The organism is Pseudomonas sp. QTF5 (genome assembly GCF_000512695.2).
Lineage (GTDB): Bacteria > Pseudomonadota > Gammaproteobacteria > Pseudomonadales > Pseudomonadaceae > Aquipseudomonas.
On sequence record NZ_AZRW02000012.1, the window covers coordinates 113,052 to 134,730 of the forward strand.

General features: G+C 61.3%; 25 protein-coding genes. All 25 read left to right on the forward strand.

Annotation, left to right across the window (positions count from 1 at the left end):
- Positions 1-111: 111 nt before the first annotated feature.
- The 25 genes from IC37_RS12580 (at position 112) to IC37_RS12700 (ending at position 21,655) form a co-directional block, all read left to right on the forward strand.
- Positions 112-330, forward strand: a complete 219-nt coding sequence (locus IC37_RS12580) for a hypothetical protein (protein ID WP_143519183.1) — start codon at positions 112-114, stop codon at positions 328-330.
- Positions 318-827: a lysozyme gene (locus tag IC37_RS12585; protein ID WP_051414890.1), complete on the forward strand. Its 510-nt coding sequence runs from the start codon at positions 318-320 to the stop codon at positions 825-827. Before IC37_RS12580 ends, IC37_RS12585 begins: the two co-directional genes overlap by 13 nt.
- A 73-nt stretch (positions 828-900) precedes the next feature.
- Complete coding sequence (locus IC37_RS12590; protein WP_051414891.1) at positions 901-1,350, forward strand: hypothetical protein; 450 nt, start codon at positions 901-903, stop codon at positions 1,348-1,350.
- A 346-nt stretch (positions 1,351-1,696) separates the two neighbouring features.
- Positions 1,697-2,242 carry a terminase small subunit gene (locus IC37_RS12595; protein WP_030132151.1) on the forward strand — a complete coding sequence of 182 codons (546 nt, stop codon included), beginning with the start codon at positions 1,697-1,699 and terminating at the stop codon, positions 2,240-2,242.
- Positions 2,214-4,271 carry a terminase gpA endonuclease subunit gene (locus IC37_RS12600; RefSeq protein ID WP_051414892.1) on the forward strand — a complete coding sequence of 686 codons (2,058 nt, stop codon included), beginning with the start codon at positions 2,214-2,216 and terminating at the stop codon, positions 4,269-4,271. The genes IC37_RS12595 and IC37_RS12600 overlap by 29 nt, the downstream gene beginning before the upstream one ends.
- Positions 4,268-4,483 (forward strand): hypothetical protein, encoded by a 216-nt coding sequence (locus IC37_RS12605; protein ID WP_030132153.1) that lies wholly within the window; start codon positions 4,268-4,270, stop codon positions 4,481-4,483. Before IC37_RS12600 ends, IC37_RS12605 begins: the two co-directional genes overlap by 4 nt.
- Positions 4,480-6,090, forward strand: coding sequence for a phage portal protein (locus tag IC37_RS12610; protein WP_051414893.1), 1,611 nt, complete (start codon positions 4,480-4,482; stop codon positions 6,088-6,090). The genes IC37_RS12605 and IC37_RS12610 overlap by 4 nt, the downstream gene beginning before the upstream one ends.
- On the forward strand, positions 6,087-7,496 hold the full coding sequence (locus tag IC37_RS12615; protein ID WP_051414894.1) for a S49 family peptidase: 1,410 nt from the start codon (positions 6,087-6,089) through the stop codon (positions 7,494-7,496). Before IC37_RS12610 ends, IC37_RS12615 begins: the two co-directional genes overlap by 4 nt.
- Positions 7,496-7,858 (forward strand): hypothetical protein, encoded by a 363-nt coding sequence (locus IC37_RS12620; RefSeq protein ID WP_030132156.1) that lies wholly within the window; start codon positions 7,496-7,498, stop codon positions 7,856-7,858. The genes IC37_RS12615 and IC37_RS12620 overlap by 1 nt, the downstream gene beginning before the upstream one ends.
- Before the next feature lie 23 nt (positions 7,859-7,881).
- Positions 7,882-8,802, forward strand: coding sequence for a hypothetical protein (locus tag IC37_RS12625; RefSeq protein ID WP_030132157.1), 921 nt, complete (start codon positions 7,882-7,884; stop codon positions 8,800-8,802).
- Between the two features lie 130 nt (positions 8,803-8,932).
- Positions 8,933-9,277 (forward strand): hypothetical protein, encoded by a 345-nt coding sequence (locus tag IC37_RS12630; RefSeq protein ID WP_030132158.1) that lies wholly within the window; start codon positions 8,933-8,935, stop codon positions 9,275-9,277.
- Positions 9,258-9,908, forward strand: a complete 651-nt coding sequence (locus IC37_RS12635; protein WP_051414895.1) for a hypothetical protein — start codon at positions 9,258-9,260, stop codon at positions 9,906-9,908. Before IC37_RS12630 ends, IC37_RS12635 begins: the two co-directional genes overlap by 20 nt.
- Entirely contained in the window at positions 9,892-10,422 is a 531-nt protein-coding gene (locus IC37_RS12640) for a hypothetical protein (RefSeq protein ID WP_030132159.1), read from the forward strand. The genes IC37_RS12635 and IC37_RS12640 overlap by 17 nt, the downstream gene beginning before the upstream one ends.
- Positions 10,422-10,994: a phage baseplate assembly protein V gene (locus IC37_RS12645; RefSeq protein WP_030132160.1), complete on the forward strand. Its 573-nt coding sequence runs from the start codon at positions 10,422-10,424 to the stop codon at positions 10,992-10,994. The genes IC37_RS12640 and IC37_RS12645 overlap by 1 nt, the downstream gene beginning before the upstream one ends.
- Positions 10,995-11,001: 7 nt before the next feature.
- Positions 11,002-11,358 (forward strand): hypothetical protein, encoded by a 357-nt coding sequence (locus IC37_RS12650; protein WP_143519184.1) that lies wholly within the window; start codon positions 11,002-11,004, stop codon positions 11,356-11,358.
- Complete coding sequence (locus IC37_RS12655) at positions 11,355-12,185, forward strand: baseplate J/gp47 family protein (protein ID WP_030132162.1); 831 nt, start codon at positions 11,355-11,357, stop codon at positions 12,183-12,185. The genes IC37_RS12650 and IC37_RS12655 overlap by 4 nt, the downstream gene beginning before the upstream one ends.
- Positions 12,186-12,188: 3 nt before the next feature.
- Complete coding sequence (locus IC37_RS12660; protein WP_051414897.1) at positions 12,189-13,067, forward strand: phage tail protein I; 879 nt, start codon at positions 12,189-12,191, stop codon at positions 13,065-13,067.
- Positions 13,067-15,271 (forward strand): phage tail protein, encoded by a 2,205-nt coding sequence (locus IC37_RS12665; protein WP_051414898.1) that lies wholly within the window; start codon positions 13,067-13,069, stop codon positions 15,269-15,271. Before IC37_RS12660 ends, IC37_RS12665 begins: the two co-directional genes overlap by 1 nt.
- 20 nt (positions 15,272-15,291) lie before the next feature.
- Positions 15,292-16,113, forward strand: a complete 822-nt coding sequence (locus IC37_RS12670) for a hypothetical protein (protein WP_143519185.1) — start codon at positions 15,292-15,294, stop codon at positions 16,111-16,113.
- A 62-nt stretch (positions 16,114-16,175) separates the two neighbouring features.
- Positions 16,176-16,595: a hypothetical protein gene (locus tag IC37_RS12675; RefSeq protein WP_143519186.1), complete on the forward strand. Its 420-nt coding sequence runs from the start codon at positions 16,176-16,178 to the stop codon at positions 16,593-16,595.
- Between the two features lie 101 nt (positions 16,596-16,696).
- The gene (locus IC37_RS12680; RefSeq protein ID WP_051414899.1) at positions 16,697-17,839 is read left to right on the forward strand and encodes a phage tail sheath C-terminal domain-containing protein; all 1,143 of its coding nucleotides are present in this window, start codon (positions 16,697-16,699) and stop codon (positions 17,837-17,839) included.
- An 11-nt stretch (positions 17,840-17,850) separates the two neighbouring features.
- Complete coding sequence (locus IC37_RS12685) at positions 17,851-18,363, forward strand: phage major tail tube protein (RefSeq protein ID WP_030132168.1); 513 nt, start codon at positions 17,851-17,853, stop codon at positions 18,361-18,363.
- Between the two features lie 38 nt (positions 18,364-18,401).
- On the forward strand, positions 18,402-18,653 hold the full coding sequence (locus tag IC37_RS12690) for a phage tail assembly protein (protein WP_030132169.1): 252 nt from the start codon (positions 18,402-18,404) through the stop codon (positions 18,651-18,653).
- Between the two features lie 20 nt (positions 18,654-18,673).
- Positions 18,674-18,814, forward strand: coding sequence for a GpE family phage tail protein (locus IC37_RS12695; RefSeq protein WP_081729416.1), 141 nt, complete (start codon positions 18,674-18,676; stop codon positions 18,812-18,814).
- Positions 18,815-18,847: 33 nt separating this feature from the next.
- Positions 18,848-21,655 (forward strand): phage tail tape measure protein, encoded by a 2,808-nt coding sequence (locus tag IC37_RS12700; protein WP_081729417.1) that lies wholly within the window; start codon positions 18,848-18,850, stop codon positions 21,653-21,655.
- Positions 21,656-21,679 lie beyond the last annotated feature (24 nt).

Here is a 21,679-nt window from a genome sequence, read left to right on the forward strand (position 1 = left end):
CTTGCCCGCTCACACAGCGGATTTTTTATTGGGCTCTCCCGAAGCAGGGGAGCGACAACCTTCAAGCCCTCGGCCCTCAACGGTCGGGGGCTTTTTTATGGGGACAGAAAAGTGAACACAGAATCTGGCCTTGCGGTGACGGTCGCGAAAGCCGCGCCGCCGGTGGCGTATTTCAGCAGCACCACGCTTTTCGGCTTTCAAATTAGCCACCTGATTGGCTGGATGACTCTGCTCTATACCCTGTTGCTGTTGCTCGATAAGGCGTTCCCGTCCTGGCGCACCACGCTGGTTAGTTCGGTTACGTCAGCGGTGACGGCATGGCGAAAATAAAGCTGCCGGCCGCGCTTCTGGCGGTGTTGGCTGCCGGTGGTTCGGCCTATCAGCTGATGGACGTGGCAGTCCCCATCGTCGAGGGCAACCCTCTGCATGCCTATCTAGACATTGGCGGCGTTCCTACCATCTGCGGAGGGGTGACCAAGGATGTGAAGTTGGGCGATGTTGAAACAGTCGAGGGCTGCAGGCGCCGCAACCGTGAGGCCATCGACATCGGACTGAGGGACGTTGCGCGGTGTGTAATCACCCCCGACCTGATGCCCGAATCGATGAAAGCGGGGTGGGGCTTGTTTGCCTACAACGTCGGCGGCCCAAAGTTCTGCGGCTCGACAGCGGCCAGCCTGCTTCGCCAAGGGCAGTACGTGCAAGCGTGCGATCAACTCAAGCGGTGGCGATACGTTGCCGGTAAGGATTGCGCGCTGAAGAGCAGCAAGTGCGACGGCATCATTCATCGTCGCTCCCTGGAGGAAACCTTATGTGCGTGGGACTTGTGATCGGCGCGCTGGTAAGTGTTGTCGTGTTCCTGCTGGCCACCGTGGCGGTCGGTCCGTATCAAGTGGTGATGGTATGAAGCTGATTCCCTGGGGTATCGCGTTGCTGGTCGCGGCCTTGGCGCTCTGGCGCATCGAGGCCGTCGATTCGGCCCGCGCGTTGGCCGAACAGGCCAGCAGCAATGTCAGCAATCAGCTGACAACCGAACAGCAGCGAACCGCCGAACAGGCGGGGGTGATCGATGACCAGCGTGCCCAACTGAAGCAAGCGCAGACCGCTGACCGCTTGTTCCGATCATTGGCGCAGACCATCGCTAAGGATGGTGCCGTTACGCGTAACGCGCTACAGGAGCTTAAAGAGAATGATCAAGCTATCGCCGATTACCTGGCCGGTGCTGTACCTGCTGCTTACGGGGTGCAGTTCGCCCGTCCAGAAACAACCGACCCAACCCAGTACAAGCCAGGCGCAACCCTGCCCGCTGGTAGCCTGCCGCCTGCCGGCACGCCCGGCGGTGCTGGCCAATGAGCAATGGGAGGATGCCGTGTTGGTGACTGAAGACGCGTTGAAGACCTGCGCCGCCCAGGTGCTGGCCTGCATCCAACAACAGGCACCGACCACGCACCACAATGGCGCGCCGATAGATCTGGGTCCCTCTGGCTCCAAAATTTGAACCTACGGTCGTCAGGCCCGCGCGGCTCGCGAATTTTTCGGTTTTTGGAAATGCGCGCCCTTTGTCCACCTTTATCGTTCAAATTTTGAACAGATGGTCGCGTGCAGCCCTTGAATTTGCTGGCGCGGTGTACTCGGAAAAAAGAGGGCAAGGTGGACAAATAGGCCAAGCGCTCGGCCACCCCTTCGCATTGGTCGACCTATGCCGCTGATTTTGAATAAACGCGAATACGCCGACGCCCGGGGTATGTCCGAACGGACGGTTACGCGCTGGCTTGGCGAGGGGCTGCCGCATGAGGGGAGCGGCAAGAAGGGCGACCCCATGCGCATCGACATGGCCAAGGCCACCGCCTGGGAGATTGCCCGCGAATTGGCCAAGCAAGTTGGTGACGGTCGCGTGGTCGACGGCGAAACCACAACCAAGGAACAAGAAGAGCTGATGAAGCTGCGCGCAGACCGCAAGACGCGGGAAGCCGAAGCCGAGTTGCGCGCCTTGGAGCTGGGCGAAAAGAAAAAGAACTTGATCGACATCGACCTGGTCGAGCAGACGCTGGCTAGCGCGCTGACACAAATGGCGATGATCCTGCGCCCAGTAGGCCGCAAGGTGATTCCCAAAGTCTTCACCGCGCGCAACGAAGCGGCGGGCTTGCAGATATTTGATGACGAACTGACCCGTGCCATGTCGGTCGCGGCCGACATGCTGGAGGCGTTAGACATCCATGCCGCACCGTCTGAAGAGGATTCTTAAGCGCGGGGCCAAGGTCTTTCGTCCGCCGCCGTTGCGTGCCGCCTGGCTATGGGCGAACCAGAAACGCATTTTGCCGCCGGGCAGTCCTGAGCCGGGGCCGTGGAACAGCGACCGCGCGCCCTGGGTGAAGGGCATCACCGAGGCCATCCGCGACCCGCTGTTCAAGATGGTGACCGGCGTGATGGGCGCGCAGATGTCGAAGACCGACGGCGTGCTGTTGAATGCGGTTGGCTGGCGGATGGACGACGACCCCGGGCCGGTGCTGTACATCGGTCCGACCCGCAAGAACGTCGAGTCGGTGAGTAAGGATCGCTTTTCCAAGCTGCTGAAGTCGGTGCCGTCGTTGTTCGAAGCGCTGGCCAAAGGCAAGCAAGACACGATCAATGAAAAATTTATCAACGGCCAGCGCATCGGTTTTGGCTGGGCCGGCTCGGCGACCGAACTGGCGTCGCACCCGTCGCGCGATGTGTTCGTCGACGAGCGCGACCGCATGGGCAACAACGTTGGCGGTGAAGGCGACCCAATAACCCTAGCCGAAGCGCGCATTTCCAACTTCATCGACGGCAATGTCACGGTCGTTTCGACACCGACCTATGGCAGTGTCGAAACCGAAGCCGACGAGAACGGTCTGGAGCGCTGGCGGCCTTCGGACGACGTCAATTCGCCGGTGTGGAAACTGTGGCAGGAAGGCACGCGGCACGAATGGGCCTGGCCTTGCGCGCATCAGGAGTGCGGGCGCTACTTCATCCCGCGCTTTTCGACCCTGTTTATCCCTGATGGGGCCACGCCTAAGCAGGCATTGGACGACGCCCGGCTGTTCTGCCCGCACTGCGCCGGCATGATCGCCGAAGAGTCGAAAGAGTGGATGAATGACCGGGGCGTGTTTGTCGCCCCGGGCCAGCGCCTGGTTGGCTTCAATGCGGCAGGCGTACAGATCGAGCAGGGCGGCGTTACGGTAACGGTTGAATTCGGCACCTACCTGGCGCCGCTGGAGGCGGACAGTTCGGCGTCGTTTTGGGTGTCCGGGTTGTGTTCGCCTTGGCAGACCTTCGGCCAGCGCGCACGCAAGTTCGTGGTGGCCATGCAGTCGGGCGAACCTGGGCGGATGCAGGCGGCGATTAACACCGCATTCGGCGAGCTGTACATGGTCAGGGGCGAGGCGCCGGCCTGGCAGTCGGTCGCTGCGCTACGCCGGCCCTATGCCTTTGGCGAGGTGCCGCGCGGTGTGCAACTGATCGTCGCGGGTGTCGACGTGCAAGGCGACCGCCTGGTCTATGTGGTGCGCGGCTTCGGCTACAACTTTTCGTCGTGGCTGATCGAGCACGGCGAAATATGGGGCGACACCGAACAGGAACAGGTGTGGCAGGACCTGGCCACACTGTTAGAAACGACCTACGACGGCCGGCCGATTGCGCGGATGCTGGTCGATTCAGGCTATAAGCCCGGCGGCAAGGCCGCGCCGGTGCACATGGTCTATCAGTTCTGCCGGCGCTACTACGGCCGCGCGGTGCCAACCAAGGGCCGGCAGCAACAAGACAAGCCGTACAAGTTCGCTGACGTGGACCAGAAGGGCCACGAACGTCAACCGCTGAAGCTGATGCACATCCACACCGACCACTTCAAAAGCTGGGTGCATGCCCGTATCGAGTGGCCGGTCGAACATGCCGGCGCCTGGTACATCGCGCAAGACGCGAGCGACGATTACTGCCAGCAGGTGGTTGCCGAGGCGCGCTTAGTGACCCAGGCGGGGCGCGTGTTCTGGCACAAGCTGCGTACCGACAACCACTATTTCGACGCTGAAGTGTTGGCGGCGACAGCCGCCCATCTTGAGCAGGTGCATCGCCTGCCGCGCCTGGGGGACGAAATGCTAGACCTGCCGGATGAAACGGCGCCTGACCTAACGGACATGCCTGCGTTGCCTGATGGCGCGCGGGTAAAACAGAAACCCAAACCCCCACCGGAACCGGCAGCGCCGGCGCCGAAGCGGAAAAAACGCCGTCGGGGGGCTGTGAGTGAGTGCCAACTATGAGCCGAAACCGTGGGGCAGTTCGGGCGGAAATCGCCGCCATCGACAAGGCCATTCTTGATGTGCTGCAGGGTGGTCAAAACGTCGAGGTGACGACGGCCGCCGGGACGCGAAAGGTGCAGATGGCGGACCTTAAAACCCTGTATGCACAACGCGATCGCCTGCGGCGCAGCCTGCGCGGCGGGCCGGTGGCTCGACAAGGGATTCCGATATGAGTCGAAACGTCTTCGACCGCGTGGTCGGTTTCTTTTCCGCTTCGGCGGGATTGGAGCGCGCGCGGGACCGGATGAGTCTCGACGCCCTGGATTCATTCGCCGGGGCGTCGAAAAGTCGCCCGGCGCTGAAATCGTGGTTTACCTCGAAAAAAGACGCCGACGGCGACGTTAACCCCGAACTGGCGACCCTGCGGTCGCGGTCGCGCGACTTGGAGCGCAATAACCCGATTGCCCACGGCGCCATGAAAACCAAGACGGTCTATGTGATCGGCACCGGGCTACGGCCTGAACCGAGTATCGACGCCGAGTTCCTGGGGCTGAGTTCCCAGCAGGCGGAGACGTTACAGGCGCAAATGTTGCGTGAGTTCAACCTGGCGGCCGATTGCCTGGAGGCAGACGCCGCGCGGCGCAAGACCTTCTTTCAAAAGCAAGCCGAGCTGTTCCATAGCGCCCGGGTGAATGGCGACGCGTTTCTGTTGCTGCCACATTTCGAGCGTGAAGGGTCACCGTACGCGACGCACTTTCAGTCGGTCGAGTCCGACCGCGTGTGCAACCCGAACAACAAACCCGACAGCGAAACCCTGTCGGGCGGTTTCGAGCTGGACGAACACGGCGCCGCCGTGGCGGTGCATGTGCTGCAAACCAACCCGGCCAAGCGCTTTTTGCGCTCGAAAGCGTCCTGGCAGCGGGTGCCGCTGTTCGGTGAGCAGAGCCGGCGCAACGTGCTGATTCACTCCAACCACAACATGCGGGCCAGTCAAACGCGGGGCATTCCTGATTTGGCGCCGGTGATCGAGGTGATTAAGCAGGCCGGGCGCTACATCGATGCCGAACTGATGGCGTCGGTGATTAGCTCGAAATTCACCGTGTTCATCAAGTCCGACCGCGATGGTGGTGGGGATGCTTATGGGCCGGGAGGGGGCAGGACAGGCGCAGCGGATGACGATGACGACGACAGCGACGAAGCCCGCGACCTGCGCCTGGGTGATGGCCTGGTGTATGAGCTGGACGAAGGCGAGAGCATTGAAACGGCCAACCCGGGGCGACCGAATGCGGCCTTTGACCCGTTCGTGACGGCGCTCTGGCGCATGATCGGCGGCGCCATTGGCGTGCCGTTTGAAGTGTTGATCAAACATTTTACCGCCAGTTACTCGGCCAGCCGGGCGGCACTGTTGCAGTTCGCCCATTACATCATGGTCGACCGGGCGAACTTCGTCGTCGACGTGTGCCAGCCGTATTACGAAACCGTGATCGCGGAAGCGGTGGCGCGGGGGCGTCTGCGCTTGCCGGGGTACTTTCAGGACCCGCTAGTCCGCCGGGCCTACTGCCAAACACTGTGGCACGGGCCGAACCTGGGCGAGCTGGACGAACTGAAGGCGGTCAACGCGGCCGAGAAGCGGCTAAAGATCGGCATCAGTACGCACGAACGGGAAAGCCGTCACTTGCTGGGCCAGGGCTGGGAGCAAATCAACAACCGGCGCGTGATCGAGGAGCGCCGCAAGTACAAACCGGCGGCGCCGAGTGCGCCGCCCAATGACGACAACGTCGAACAAGGCCCCGAAGGCAACCGCCAACGGGGCTTTTTGCTGCCAGGGGAGGACGCATGAAAAAGCTGATGGCCTTGCAGTTTCTGGCCTCACAAGCCTGGGCGCTGCCGCCGATGATGCTGGCCGACATGGAAGCCATCGCCCGCCGAGAGCTGAAGGCCGGCAGCCTGGAGGCACTGGCCACGCAAGACGGCGAGGGGATGAAATCGGCCCCCGCCGTCGAGCTGCGCGACGGGGTGGCACTGATCAAGGTGCGCGGGGTGGTGTCGCGTTATGCCAGCTGGATGCACGACATCTGCGGCGGCACGTCGACCGAGGCGCTGGCCAAGTCGCTGTCGGCTTCGATTGAAGACCCCAAGGCCCGCGCCGTGGTGCTGTGGTTCGACTCGCCTGGTGGCCAGGTCAACGGCCTGAATGAAATGGCCGAAATGATCTATCAGGCCCGTGGCCGGAAAAAGATCGTCGCCTATGTCGGCGGCCAAGCCTGTTCGGCGGCGTACTGGATGGCTTCGGCCTGTGCCGAAGTGGTGATCGACGCGACCGCCGAACTGGGTTCGGTGGGCACGGTGGCGGGGTTTCGCATCCTGCCGCCGGTCGAGGGCGAACAACGCATCGAAGTCGTGTCGAGCAATGCGCCGAACAAGCGCCTTGACCCGACCAGCGAGGACGGCCAGGCCGCGGTGCAGACCATCGTCGACGACCTCGAAACGGTGTTCATCGACGCGGTGATCCGAAACATGGGTGTCGGCCGCGACAAGGTCCTGGCCGACTTTGGCCGGGGCGGCACCTTCATCGGTGCCAAGGCAGTAAAGCAGGGCATGGCGCACCGCCTCGGCAGCTTGGAAGGCTTGATCGCCGAGCTAAGCGGCCGGCAGTCGTCGCGCCCGATTCAACCACTCAAGGCGTCAACCGCCGCCAAGACCAACGTAGGAGCAAACCATATGCCTCTGACTATCGCAGAAGGGGCGACGGCGGCCGCCGTTGCTGACGCCCTGAAGGCCCAACACCCGGACGCTTTCGCCGCCATTGCCGCCACCGGTGCGGCCGACATGGCCACCGCCGTCGAAGCGGCCCGTGTGACGGGGCACGCGGCGGGCAAAGCCGAAGGGGAAATCGCCGGCCGTACCGCTGAAACCGCACGCGTCACAGCGGTGTTTGCCAACAGCCTGCCCGGGCACGAAAAGCTGATTCAGGCCTTGGCCTTGGACGGCACCACCAGCGGCCTGGAAGCCGCCGCGCAGATCATCGCCGCCGAGAAAAAAGGCGGTGCCGACTACCTGCACGACGCTGCCAATACCGAAGCCAACAAGGTCAAGGGCGGCGCCGAACCCCAGGGCGGAAAGTCCACCGTTGACCCGAAAACGCTGGCCGCTGAAGCCCGCACCCTGGTCGACTCCGAAGCCGCCAAGGGCAACAAAATCACTATTTCCGCCGCTGTGCGAATGATCCAAGGGGGTAAAGCCTGATGCGTCAACACATTGAAAGCCGTCGCGCCGGTACGGATGCCGAGCCTTGCCGCATTGCCGCTTATGACGATGTCGAAGGCGAGTTCAAGCAAGCCGCGGGGCCGAGCGAAGCGCCGTTGATGGGCGTGACCGGTAGCCTGGGTGCCGTGGCAGGCACCGTCTGCGACGTGATCCGAAGCGGTCCAACCGAGCTGGAGTATGGCGGCGCCGTGGGCTTTGGTGACCTGTTGACCGCCGACATCGCCGGTCGTGCGGTGAAGGCGAAACCCGGCGAAGCCTACATCGCTCGCGCCGACGAAACCGGTGACGCCGGCACCATCGGCCGCGTGTTCATCGAGCGCGGCTTTGTGCCGGCCGCTTAATTTGACCCTGGAGTAATTCAAGCATGCCAGCCCCGTTTCCTATTGACCCGGTCCGTACCGGGATCGTCATTGCCTACCGCAATGACAAACTGATCGCTGATCAGGTGATGCCGCGTAAGTCCGTTGGTGGCGAACAGTTCAAGTGGTTCGAATATGACAAGGCCGAGCGCCTGACCCATATCGACACTGAAATCAGCCGTAAGGGTGCCGCCCTGGAAGTCGAGTTCGCGGCCGAGGAAAAAGACGCCTCGACTGCCGATTTCGGTCTGGACGACGTGGTCCCGCAAAGCGACATCGACAAGGCCGCTAACAGCAACTATGACCCGCTCGACCACGCCTCGGAAGCGCTGACCGACCTGATTTTGTTGGACCGCGAAGTCCGTGTCGCCCGGGCCACCTTCAACCCGGATAACCATGCCTACGGCAAGCCGTTGGCGGCCGGGGAAAAGTTCAGCAATCGCGACGCCGACCTGTTGCCGTTCTTGCTGGCCCAGCTCGACGGCCCGCTGATGCGTCCGAACACGTTGACCATCGGCCGCGCCGAATGGACCCAGTTGCGGGTCAACCGCAGCATGGTCGCGGCAGCCCACGGCAACAGCGGCGACAAAGGCGTGGTGAGCATCGCCCAACTGATGGAACTGCTGGAAATCGAAAACGTATTCATCGGCGAAAGCCGCGTGAACATCGCCAAGAAGGGCAAGCCGGCCGAGGTCAAACGGGTGTGGGCCGGGCATTGCGCGTTCACCTACCAAGCGGCCAACGTTGAGATTCCGGCTGGGACTCTGACCTGGGGGGCTACTGCGCAATATGACGATCGCTTCGCCGGGACCTGGTACGACGAAAGCGTCGGCCTGAAGGGCGGTTACCGCCTGCGCGTCGGTGAGCAAGTCAAGGAACTGGTGATTGCCAAAGAGTGCGGCTTGCTTCTGCAAAACGTGATCTAAGCGTCGCCACACTGTACCGAGAGCCCCGCCCAGTGCGGGGCTTTTCGCAGCCGAAAGCCCACCCAGGCGGGTCGGCTTTCGCATGCGAAAAGGGGGAGCCGTGAGCCGATTTAACATTGTTGAACGAACGATGCTGATTTGTAAGGACGCCACGGCGCAGGTGCTGACGGACGCGGGCGAGCGCTTCGATGTCGAGGGCATTTTCGACAATGCCGAGGTCGATTTCGAGCATCGAAAAGAAGGCTCCAGCGACTCTGGCGGTTTGAAGTTCAAGCGCCGGCAACCGGTGTTCACCACCGGCGATCAACGCTTGGCCGGGATCAGCAAAGCGTGGCGGCTGACCATCAAGGACAAGGTTTACTTTTGCCCTGCGCCTTATGCCGACGGTGCGGGCTGGCTGACTCTCTGGCTGGCCGACAGCCTGGACGAACCCGCCGTAGGGGAGGGCGCAAGTCATGGCAGCCAGTGGCGTTAACTTTCAACTGAACTTCGCGCAAGAAATCACCCGCGTCACCGCGCAGATTCAGGCCACCCCCGAACAGGTGACGAAGGCCGGCGAGCGAGCCCGCCGTAAAACCATGCGCTGGTTGTCGACGCGTATGGCGCGCGAAATCAGCCAGGCCCTGCGGGTGCCGCAGAAAAGCTTAAAAGCGCGCTGGAGCACGACCACGGCCGGCTCTGGCGCCGAACAAGTAACGATTCTCTGGTTTGGCACCTTGCCGTTGCCGGCGGAGAACGCGGGTCGACCCCGACAGGGCAAGAAGGGCACCACGGTCGCGGGTCGTCGCTTCGACGGGGCGTTCTATCGCAGCGTTTACGACGGGGTTTCGCGGGTCTGGATTCGCAAAAGCCGCGCCCAGGCGCTGGGTCTGCAACTGCCGGCTATGAGTCGGCAGAACGGCGGGGGCAGTGCTCGCTTTCTTGATCTTGGTGGCAGCAATGACAGCAGCAACCGGGGCCGTTTCCCGGTGGTGCGTGTCGGCATCGAACTAGCCGACATGGCCGACGAAGTGTTCCGCCGTTACGAGCGGCGTGCCCTGGCGCGGTTTGCCGAGCTGATCGAACAAGAAATCAATTACGCGGTGAACCATGAGCGGAAAACCTGACGAATCCCAAGTCGATTTGACCGAATTGCATAACCGGATTATCGCGGCCATACGCGAGCGGTTCGGTGCGCGGTTGACGACCGTGGACATGTACAACCCCGTGGACCCGAACAGCCAGTCGATCAAGACGCCGGCGGTGCTGCTAGAGCTGGCCGAGATTCGCCCCAGTGGTCGCGCCACGGGCGGCCGCACGCCGATGGAGCTGATATGGACCGCGCACTGTGTCTTGAGCGCCCAGACCGAAAACGTGCAGCTAGAGGTGCGCAACTTCGCGGCCCACCTGCTGCGCCTGATCGATGGCGCCCGATGGGGGCTGGATTACGTGGAACGCGCTAGCGATTTAGAGGCGTTTCCCGGGTTGTTCACCCCGGGCGAAAAAGGTTTTGAGAGCTGGCTGGTGAGCTGGAAGCAAACGGCCCATGTAGGCGAAGCCTGGGAACTGCCCGTCGATGGTCCGGCGCTTGAGGTGTTCATAGGGCAAGACCACGTAGGTAACGATCAGCCGGAGGCGTGATGGACGTTTTGCAGCGCCTGGAAGAGCTGGAACGTCGCGTTGCCCAAATGGTGGTGCGCGGCAAGATTGCCGAGGTCGACCCCGTCAAGGCCGTCGCGCGGGTCCAGTACGGGCCCGGCATGACAACCGGCTGGCTACCCTGGAAGCCGATCCGGACCGGGAAGGCGATTGTCTGGTGGTGCCCCGAAAAGGGCGAAGGGGTCACGGTGATCAGTGAGGGTGACCTGGCTCTGGGCGAGATTCTGCCCGGCAGCTATCACAAAGACTTTGTCGCGCCATCGAGCGACCCCGACCTGTTTTTGATCCAGTACGGCGATGGCGGGTCGGTGTCTTACGACCGCAAGGCGCACTTGCATCGCCTCGACTTGCCCGCCGGCGGTCGCGCCGAAGTGGTCGCCCCGGGTGGCGTCAAGATTACCGGTGACACCGAAATCGACGGCACGTTACGCGTAACGGGCGACATCAAAGGCGACGCCGAAGTCGGTGACGCCGTGCGCAACATGAGCGCCGACCGGGCGCTGTACAACGGCCATAAACACGGCAACAGCCCGGCCCCTGATCCGCAACAGTGAGAACAGCATGAAGCAAGGTATGGACAGGGTTACAGGGCGCCTGATTGGCGGCATCCCTTATCTGTGGCAACGCCTGAGCGATGTCATAGCAACGCCAGTCGGCAGCCTGGTCGGCCGCCGTGACTTTGGTTCTCGGTTGTTTGAACTACTCGACCGAAACGTCGATTCGGAATTCCACATGGACGCCTTTGTCCGGCTCGCTGAAGCGATCAACAACAAGGCCAACGGCCTGGACGACTTCAGGCTGTTGACGATGCGGGTAGAGGTGGTGGCCAGCAACCATATCGAGCTGTTTCTAAACGGCCTGCTGTACGAGCAGGGAAAAGCCAGCGCGGTGGAATTGGAAAGGATCTTGCTCAAATGACAGGCGTAATCCCGGCTTTGCTGCCGCCTTTGACCGTTGTCAAAACGGTCGACTATGAAGTCATTGTCGCTGAAATCGCCGCTTCGGCCGGGGTGGAGAACAATAGCCCGGCCGATCCGGCCTATCGGGTTGTGCTGGCCTGCGCCTATCGGGAAATGCTGATCCGCCAGGAAATGAACGAGCAGGCCAAGGGGCTTACGTTGGCACATGCCTACGGCAGCCAGCTCGACCACATTGGCGTCACCTACTACCGCAACCCTGACGGTAGCCCGATCCTGCGCCGCGCTGGCGAGTTGGACGACGACTATCGGGCCCGCTTGCAGGAATCGCCCGAGGGGCTGTCGGTGGCGGGCCCCGAGGGCGCCTATCGCTTTCATGCGCGCAATGCCAGCCAGGAGGTCAAAGACGTTTCAGTCGACAGCCCGCAACCCTGTGAGATTGACCTGTTTGTTCTGGGGCGCACGGGTGACGGCCAGGCCGGCCCCGGGCTGTTGCAGGCGGTCGACAGCTATCTGAAGCCGTTCCGGCCCTTCGGTGACCGTGTGCGGGTGCGCTCGGCGGAGATTGTGCGCTATGCCCTGAATGCGACGGTGTTTGTGTCGTCCGAGTTGGACCCGGCAATGGCGCTTGAAGTCGCTGAGAAGCGCGCCAAGGCGTATGTAGCGCAAATGCACAAGCTGGGCGGCCAAGTTGTGCGTTCGGCCGTCGACGCGGCGCTGACGGTCGAGGGCGTGACTGAGGTTGTGTTGAATGGCTGGAAGGACATTCGCTGCGTTAAGTCGCAGGCGCCGTATTGCTATGACGTGGTGCTACGGCAGGGAGGATGACCGATGAACATCCTACCGCCACACCTGGCCGAGCTTGAACGCAAGATTGACGCCAGCACGGCGCGAATCGACGCCATTCCGGTGCGCACGGAAACCCTGTGGAATCCTTGGACGTGCCCGGTCGAGGTGTTGCCCTGGTTGGCCTGGAACTTGTCCATCGATCATTGGCGGGCGAGCTGGTCCGAGCAAAAGCAACGGGCGGCGGTGGCCAGTTCCCTGGACCTGCACCGGATCAAAGGGACGTTGCGCGCGGTCGAGCAGGCGCTATCTGAGTTCGACCTGACGCCGAAGGTCACGGAATGGTTTGACGCGGTGCCTCCGTTGCCGCGTGGCACCTTCCGGCTTGACCTAGCCACCGACAGCGTTCCGATAACGCCTGAGCTGGACGCGCGGATCATGACTGCCCTGGAGCAGAACAAGCGCGCGTCGATTCACTTGGCCACCGTCCATATCAAGTTGGAAGGGCGAAGCCAGTCCCGAGCCGTTGCGGCCTCTGTCGCGGGGGAAGTGACCACGATCTACCCGTTACAGGTAACGCAGTTAGAGCAAACGCATACCAAACGCGCGGCGGCGGGTGTGGCGACGATGACCGAAAACACCACGCTCTATCCGTTGCAGGCCACGGCTTTCGAGCAGCACTGTCGGTTGCCGACCGCCGTGGGCACCTTGACCACCGGTGATGCCACCACGCTTTACCCGCTTCAACCGACGTTGCTCGAGCAGCGCGCTAACCCTGCCGTGGATTCGGTAGGTGGCGATTCTGGCGAGCAAACCACGATCTACCCCCTGCAAATGACCGAGCTGGAACAGCAAGCCGCGACGATTCAATCAGTCGGCGCGGACGGGGTGGAACTGACAACTATCTACCCGCTGGAGGTGTGATGGCAGCGCAAGAGTTCTACACAATTCTGACCAAGGCCGGCTTTCAATACGAAGCCGAATGCAAGGCCAACGGCAAACCGATCAAGCTGGTAAAAATGAGCGTCGGTGATGGTAACGGTGCGTCCTATAACCCCGTGGATACGCAAACTACGCTGAAGCGCAAGGTGTGGGAGGGCAACCTAAACAATCTGTATCAGGACAAGGTGAACACGGCCTGGCTGGTGGTCGAGGCCGTCATTCCTGAAACGGTGGGCGGGTGGTGGGTGCGCGAGGTGGGTGTCTGGACCGACACCGGCGTGTTGTATGCCATCGGTAAATACCCCGAGTCATACAAACCGTTGATCAACAACGGCGCCGGTCGCGAAGTCAGTATCCGCACGATCTTCACCACGTCCAACGCCGACAACGTGACGTTGATGCTCGACGGGTCGGTCATTCAGGCGACCCGCGCCTGGGTGAAAGATTTTGTTGATGCCGAGTTGGCCAGCGTCTTGTCGGCGGAGCATGAGGCAGGCAAAACCCACACCTACCCGCTGGCCAATTTCATCGAAACCGATTGGGTGTCGGAGTCGAGTCAGTCGGAATACCTGGCGGAGATTTTCCGCACCTTTGGTCAGTCGGGGGTGTTGGGCAGTCGCCAATACGGTTCTGCCGGTACCGAGTCGTTCAACCGCACGTTCGACGGCGCTTATTCGGCCATCAACCTGCACAACCACCCGAACCTACTGGCGACCCCCGGGCTGGGTGAAATCGCGGCCATGATCAATGGCCACATGGTCAGGACGCGCCATAACGACTATCGCTTGCGCAGCGCGGCGCCGGGTAACTACCTGGCGATGGTGGACATTGCCCCACCAGCAGCCCCCGCGTCGGTGAATGCGGCGGTCGGTATTCCGGCGAAGGTTGCGGAAATGCGCGAATACTTTCGGGCCTTTGCGGCGCGTGATACGTCGATTCGCGACTATCAGCCCCATTTTCGCTGGAACCTGTCGGTGCTGGAAATCTGGCCGGAGCTGTTGACCGATGAGGTGAATGACACCTTTGAAAGCTTCCGCCATCTGGAGGAAATCAACGGCTATCGCGACCTGTTGTCGCGCACTTTGTTGATGGGCGCCACCGGCTTCAGCGGTCGCAATGAAAACGGGTCGTTTATCCCCGGCTCGGTGCGGCAAGTGTCCAAGACGGGGCGGCCGCAGTACGTGGCCTGGCGTTATCGCATTTCGGTCGCGGACGTGGGCAGCGTCGGGGATTACCCCGTGGACAAACTCATTACCCCGCTCGATTTGCCGTTGCAGCGTTGGCACGCGAACCTGACGGGGCCGCAGGTGGCAACAAGCCGTCGCCAGCGGTGGCGTATCAACCGTGAGCTGTCGGTCGATCCGACCTGGGGTGCGTACAACGAAAGCCCGACCATCGACCTGCTGGATGAGTTGATGGCCAAGGTGCCGGGGCTGGATGGCGCCGGGGCGAACTTGGTCGAGCAGTACACCGACAGCGGCGTGGTCACCAAGCTGACCAAGTGGGACAGCCCTGAGCTGCTGAACGCGGCTTACTACAACCGCCGGTATGGGCATGAACGCAATGCCAGCGGCCGTACCAAGGGCCTGCGCAGTTACAACGACCCGACGCTGTTCGTCGCGTCCAATACGCGCCCTGAGGTGGCGTCGTTTGCGGCGGATGGCCAAACCTATCGCAACAGCTATGCGATTCCATTGGAGTTGATCTTGCGCACGCCGCTGGAGGGTTGGAACCCCTACGGCATCGCCACGGTAGCCGCCACGCCCGGCGACGGGGCCACCCCCCAAACCGCCTGGACTGGGCGCAGTGATGGTTCTCGCCACTACATCACGCCGGCCGAGATGTTCTCTGACACGGTGTTAGACCCCGATCCGGCGGATACCGGGGCGAGCCCGCGCTGGGTCTTGGATAGCACCGGAACGCCTCGACTGCTGCGGGCCTCGGGCATCTACGCGGTGTTGCCGAAAGTCGAGGGCGCTGGCGGCCTGGTCCTGCGTTACCCGGTCTATCCGATGTACCACGAAGGGGGCTGGGCGGCGGCGGCCGTTGATGCCTTGGCGGGCGACTGCACGACCAGCATGGTGAGCTTGATGCGTGGCCACATCACGCAAAAAGACTCGATTGCGGAAATGAGTGAGTCGATCCGGATACTTAAAAACGAAGTTTCGCAACTTAAACAGAAATAAACCGGGGAATTATTATGGGCATGTCGGCACTGCTGGCTGAGGCTACTCGCCTTGTAACAATGTTTCAGGATAAAGAGAAAGGCATTAAAGACGCCGTGGCCGCTGCTGTCAGTGCGGTCCCGGTGATGAGTAAGATTTATTATGTCAACGCTATTGCCGGTGATGATGCCACCGGTTTAGGCGACAGGCTCAAGCCATTCAAGACGATTGCAAAGGCCGTGAATGCCATCCCTTATGGAGGCGGTGGCTATATCCGGTTGTTTGGTCATGAGCATGTGATCGACAGCCTGATTTTCATCATTTCCAAGAACATTACGATTGCGATGGCCGAGGGTGAGACGGTCATGCCAATCCTGCGAAACGTGTGCATTCCGGCCAACGGTGCAGACGGTTCGGGGAACCTGGATAACTCGACCACTGGCTTTATGATGGATAGTTCTACCGTCGTGCTGGATAACTTGCGCATTCGCACGGCCAACTATACGAAGCCTGAGTCAACGACGAACAACGTCTATACCGGTTTGTTCCGGCGCTACGATCGACCGCTGGGCATGATTCATCTGTCTCGTTGCGAAGTTGAACTGGGTGATACCTCGCTTTCTCGTCATACCATCAACGGGCAAACCGGTATTGTTTCGTTGTACTCGAACAAGATCAGTCGAGTGGGACCGGTCGTTAAGAACACGCCATTAATCGAGACCGCAGGTACTCCGATTATTTTGTCTGCGCAAAATAATACGTTGCCGGCTGGCGCTAAATGGTCGGGTGATTATTTGACTGGCGTTGTTTTTGACTCTAACGGCGCGCCTAGAAGTGTCGTTAGTAACTTGGTTCTTGGTTGATTCGGTGACTAATGATGCGACTTAACTTTACATATGATGGGCAGTTTTATTCGGCGTTTACCGTGGAGGATGCGCTAGCAGCGGGGATACCGGTGTCTGTGCTGGCCGGAGCTGCTGCTGAGGATATCCAGAAAGGGATTGATGCGGCCGTGGCCCAGGCTCGTGCGCGCAATGCCACCCGGATCGATGGCCAGGATTCCATGTATTTGCTCAAGGCGAATGAAGCCGAACGCTATATCTCGGCCGGCTCGCCAGTGGATGCCAGCGACTATGTGTTGCTCAAGGCCGAAGCCGAGGCGTTGCAGATTACCCCGCAGGAACAGGCAAACCGGGTGATTGAAGCCCGGGATTCCTGGCTGGCCGTGGCGGCCCGCATTGAAGCAGCCCGCATCGGCGGCAAGGGCTCGCTGACAGAGTTGGCCACCGTCGAAGCGGTGGTCGCCGCCGGTGAACTGGTGATCGCTGAGCTGGACGCCATCTAAGCCAGCGCCTCCCCGCTAAGACACCCCCAAGCCGCGAAAGCGGTTTTTTTTCGCCTGAAAGTCCCCGCCCTGGGGGCTTTCGCTTTCTGCTGGAGATTGAAATGGCAGCTGATTACCTGCACGGGGTCGAGCAGTTTTTTCTCGAAAACCTCGACCGCCCTATCGAAGTCCTGGCGGCATCGACCATCGGCCTGGTGGCCACCGCTGACGATGCCGACCCGCTGGTGTTTCCGCTCAATACCCCGGTGCTGTGCAACAGCGACAAGCTAATCGCCAAGGCCGGCATGACGGGCACCCTGCGTGATGCGCTGAACGACATCTACCGCCAGTCCGGCGCGGTGGTCGTGGTGGTGCGCGTCGACGCGACGGAAACCCCTGAAACCCAAATCGCCGGGGTGGTCGGCACCATCGACAACGAAACCGGCAAATACACCGGCCTCAAGGCGTTGTTGGCCGCTGAATCCCTGGTCGGCGTGCGCCCGCGGCTAATCATCGCCCCGGAGTTCAGTCACCTGACGGGCGTGGGTGCGGCAATGGAAGTGGTTGCGAAGAAGCTCAACGCAATCCCAATCATCGACGGCAGCGAGAAGGGCTATTCCGCCGTTATCGGCGAAGCGGCGTTGTATCAAGAAACGCTGTTCGTGAACTGCGGTGTCAAGGTGCTGGACGAGGTTACCGGCCAGGTTGTGACCCGCAAGGCGTCGCCGACCATCGCCGGGCATATCGTGCGCGTCGACAATGAAGAGGGCTATTGGAACAGTGCGTCGAGCCGGAAAATCTTCGGGATCCTCGGCACGTCCGAAGTGATCGACCATGCCATCGGCAGCACCACCAGCAAGGCCAACTTGTACAACAGCAAGAACGTGGCGGTGATCGTCAATCAGCAAGGCGGCTGGTATCTGTACGGCAACCGCTTGGCCAATTCCGTGATGATGCCGCACCAGCGGATTCGCTACATCGTCGGCGATTCGATCCTGTACGCGCACCAGGAATTGCTCGACCGCAACGTCACCCAAGGTTACGTGGATGGCGTGAAGAACCGGGTCAACAAACTGATCCGCCGATTGAAGTCGCGCGACGTAATCAGCGGCGGCGAATGCTGGGTCGACAAGGAACTGAACCAAGCCGCCATCGGCGCCGGCCAGGTGTATTGGGATTACGACCTGGGCTTCTACGACGTGGCCGAACGTATGACGTTCCGTCAGCACATCAGCACTAAATACAACGAAGCCATTTTCGAGTAAGGGGGTGATCCATGGGCGCCAAGCTGCCTAGTGTTTTGGTCGACGTGAATTCGTTCTTCAAGGACGAATCATTTGCCGGCCGCTGTAATACCGCCACCTTGCCCAAGGTTGTCACCAAGACGATGGACCAGACCCTGGCCGGCGTCGCGGGTGACATCGAGCGCGACCTGGGACGCCTGGAAAAGCTGGAGTGCGATGTCACTATCTCTGACTACTCCGAGCGCATTACCGGCCTTCTGGGCGCGCGTGACAGCCGTGAAGAGGTGTTCACGCTGCGCGGTGCGGTCGACGTGGGCGGGATCATCAAGACGGTGATTGTGCGCATGCAAGGCTTCTGGAAGTCCGCCGAGTTCAACGAATGGGCCCCGGAAAAAGAGGCCACCATGAAATTCGCCATCGCGGTCGAGCTGTTCCACTTTGAGGTGGACGGCAAAGAGCTGATTTACATCGACAAGCTCAACAACGAATTCCGCGTCAACGGCGTGGACCGCAACAAAGAAATTCGCGCGGCGCTGGCCCAGTAAGGGCCGGCGTTTTTTTGCCCCATTTTTGAGGAATCCCCATGAGCAAGCCTGTAATCCTGACCCGCCCAATCACACGCGGCGAAACCGAAATCACTGAGGTCACCTTTCGCGAGCCCGGCGCCGGCGAATTGCGTGGCCTGGACATGTTCGACGTGATCCGCATGGGTGTGAACGCGCACCGTGTACTGGTGCCGCGTATCGCCAATATCACCGCCAACGAGTTCGACCTGCTGGCCCCCAAAGATCTGTTGAATGTGCAGACGGAGGTGGTCGCTTTTTTCACGGATTGACCGCCGTACCGCACGAAGTAATGGAGGCGGAAGCCGACATTTTCCTGGTCTTCACCGGCTGGGATGCGCTGACGACGGAGCGCATGCGGCTTGAAGAGCTGATGCGTTGGCACAAGATCGCGCTTGCTCGGTACGAGCAGGGCCGGGCCGGGCAGTCCTGAGAGGGGCCGCCCGGCCTTTTTTTGGGGTGGGCTATGTCGAATTCTATGCGGCTAAACCTGATCATGGGCTTGGTGGACAAAATCACCGGGCCCATTCTGAAGGTGACCGATACCACGTCGCGGATGGGCGAAAAAATCAAGGCGACCCAGTCCGAGCTGTCGCGCCTGGGCAATACCTCTAAGGACATCGAGCACTTCAAAGCGCTCGAGGCGCGCACCGGCCAGACCGCGCAGGCCTTGGCCCTGGCTCAATCCAAAGCGCAGGCCCTGGGGCAGCAGCTGAATGCCACGGCCAACCCGACCCGCAAGATGACGGATGAATTTACCCGGGCGGCCGAACAGGTCAAACGCTTGCAGGCACAACAGCAGTCCGAACGCCTGGAGCTTCAGCGCACCGGCCAGCAGCTTGCGGCAACGGGGGTGAACACGGGGAGGCTTTCCGAAGCCACGCGGCGTATTGAAGTGCAGACGCGCCGCTACAACGAGCAATTGGCCAAGGAACAGAAAGCCTTGGCCTTGGTCGCCGAAAAGCAAAAGCGCCTGGGTGAAATCAAGCAGCGCAACAGCGACATGAAAATGTCGGCGACGGGTGACGCCATCGGGGTCGGTGTGGCCATCGCCGGCGCGAAACAGCTGGTCGATGCGTATGGCGAAGTAGTCACCGCGCGCAATGACGGTTTAGCCCTGGGGCTGGATGAGGCTGGCATTAATTCGATTACCGCCAAGGCCAAAGAGTTTTCGAACATGTGGTCGGGCACCACGCAAAAGGAGTTCATCGAAGGCGCGGTCGAAATCAAGTCGGCGATTGACACCTTGGGCGCCGAGGCTATCGGCGACTTCACCAAAATTGCGGCGTTGGTGGCGAAGTCGACCAAGTCGACCACCGCCGAAATGACGTCGCTGATGTCGACCGGCTACGGCGTGTATCGCCGCCAGTTCGACGACTTCGGTAAAGCGGTGGTGGCGGGCTGGGACAAGATGAGCGCGGAAGAACGCGACATTGAGTTCGGCAAGTACTTCGCGGCGGGCCTGGTCGAAACGGTCAACGTGTTCAAATCGGACGGGCAGCAGATGTCGGCGGCGCTGACCAACTTGGGCGCGACCGCCACGTCGGCGAACATTCCGTTTGCCGAGCAGTTGGCTATTCTCGGCCAGCTTCAGCTCACGATGTCCGGTTCTGAAGCGGCCACGAAGTACCGTTCGTTTATCGGCGCGGCCGCCGGGGCCAGTGAAAAGCTGGGCGTCTCTTTCATGGATGCCAACGACAAGCTGTTGTCGATGCCGGCAATTCTGGAAGTGCTGCGCAAGAAGTACGGCGCCACCCTGGACGCGATGGAAACCCAGGAGATGAAAAAGGCGTTTGGCACCGACGAAGCTATCGCCCTGATCCAGCTGCTGTACCCCGAAATTGACTCGCTGAAAAAGAACATCAGCGGCATGGGTGAAGCGCTGAAAACAGGCATGTCGACCACTGAGCGCATGGCTCAAATCATGAACAGCGGCCCGAACGAGTCGTTTAAGTTGATGAGCCAGCGCATTCAAAACGCCAGTGTCACCCTGGGCGCGGTGTTCGCCCCGGCGATGATGTTTGCCGCCGGTGCCGTGGGCCAGCTGGCCAGCCTGATCGGCAGCCTGGCCGAGCGCTTTCCGTTTCTCTCCCAGGTGATTGGCTTCGCCCTGGTCGGGCTGGTGGGCCTGAAGGTGGCGTCGATTGCCGCCCGATTTGGCTTCGCGTTCCTTTCTGATGGACTGATGCTGGCCCGCCGTTCGCTGATGTTCTTCACGGCGGCCAACCTGCGCACGCAAGCGGCGTTACTCGTAACGCGAGTTCGATCGATCGCGGCTGCGGCGGGGGTATTGCTGCTGGGCACCGCCAGTCGTGCCTACGCCGTAGGCGCGGCGGTGATGACTGCAGCGCAATGGGCGTTAAACGTGGCCATGTCGGCCAACCCCATAGGCCTGGTGATTGCCGGCATGCTGGCATTGGTGGGTGTGGTGGCCCTGGTGGTGCGCTATTGGGAGCCGCTGAAAGGCTTCTTTGGCGGGCTGTGGGAACGCATCAAGGTCGTGTTCTCGGCGGCCTGTGAAGTCATTAAGGCGCTGTTGGCTTATTCGCCGATGGCCTTGCTGATGCAGACATGGGCACCTCTGACCGCCTTTTTCCGCGGCCTATGGACCAACGTCAAAATGGTGTTCTCGGCGGCTTGGGAGTTCATCAAAGCGCTGATGAACTTCGCCTTTGTCTGGTCGATCTTCCTGGTGTGGGAGCCGCTAGTGGCGTTCTTTAGTGGGCTGTGGGAGCGCGTTAAGGTGCTGTTCTCGGCGGCCTGGGAGTTCATCAAGGCGCTGATGGCCGATTCCCCTCTGGCGCTGGTGACTCAGGCGTGGGAACCACTGTTTACGTTCTTCGGTACGCTTTGGGATCGCATCAAGAGCGTGTTTGCTGAGTCGACCCAATGGCTGACGGACAAGGTTCTGGCGCCGGTCACGTCCATCATGGACAAGGTCGGGGGCTTTCTCGGCGACGGCGCGGTCGCCATCACGCAGAAAATCACAGGTGCGACCGACGCGGTGAACGCCGCACTGCCACCGGTGGCCCCGGGCGCGGGGGCGGTAGCCGCACCCGGGGCGCCCTTGGCGGCGCCAGTGGGAGGCGTGGCATCGCCGGCCGGTCGGCCGCCTTCAACGCAACAGGTCAATCAATACGGCGGCATCGTCGTGCAAGCGGCCCCGGGCATGTCGGAAGAGCAAGTCGCGAAGAAGGTGCGCGCCGAGCTGGATGCCCGCGACCGCCAGGCCAGTCGGTCGCAGCGCGGTCGTCTGGGGGATGGCCAAGGCTAATAAGCGAAATAGCTAAATAGCGAA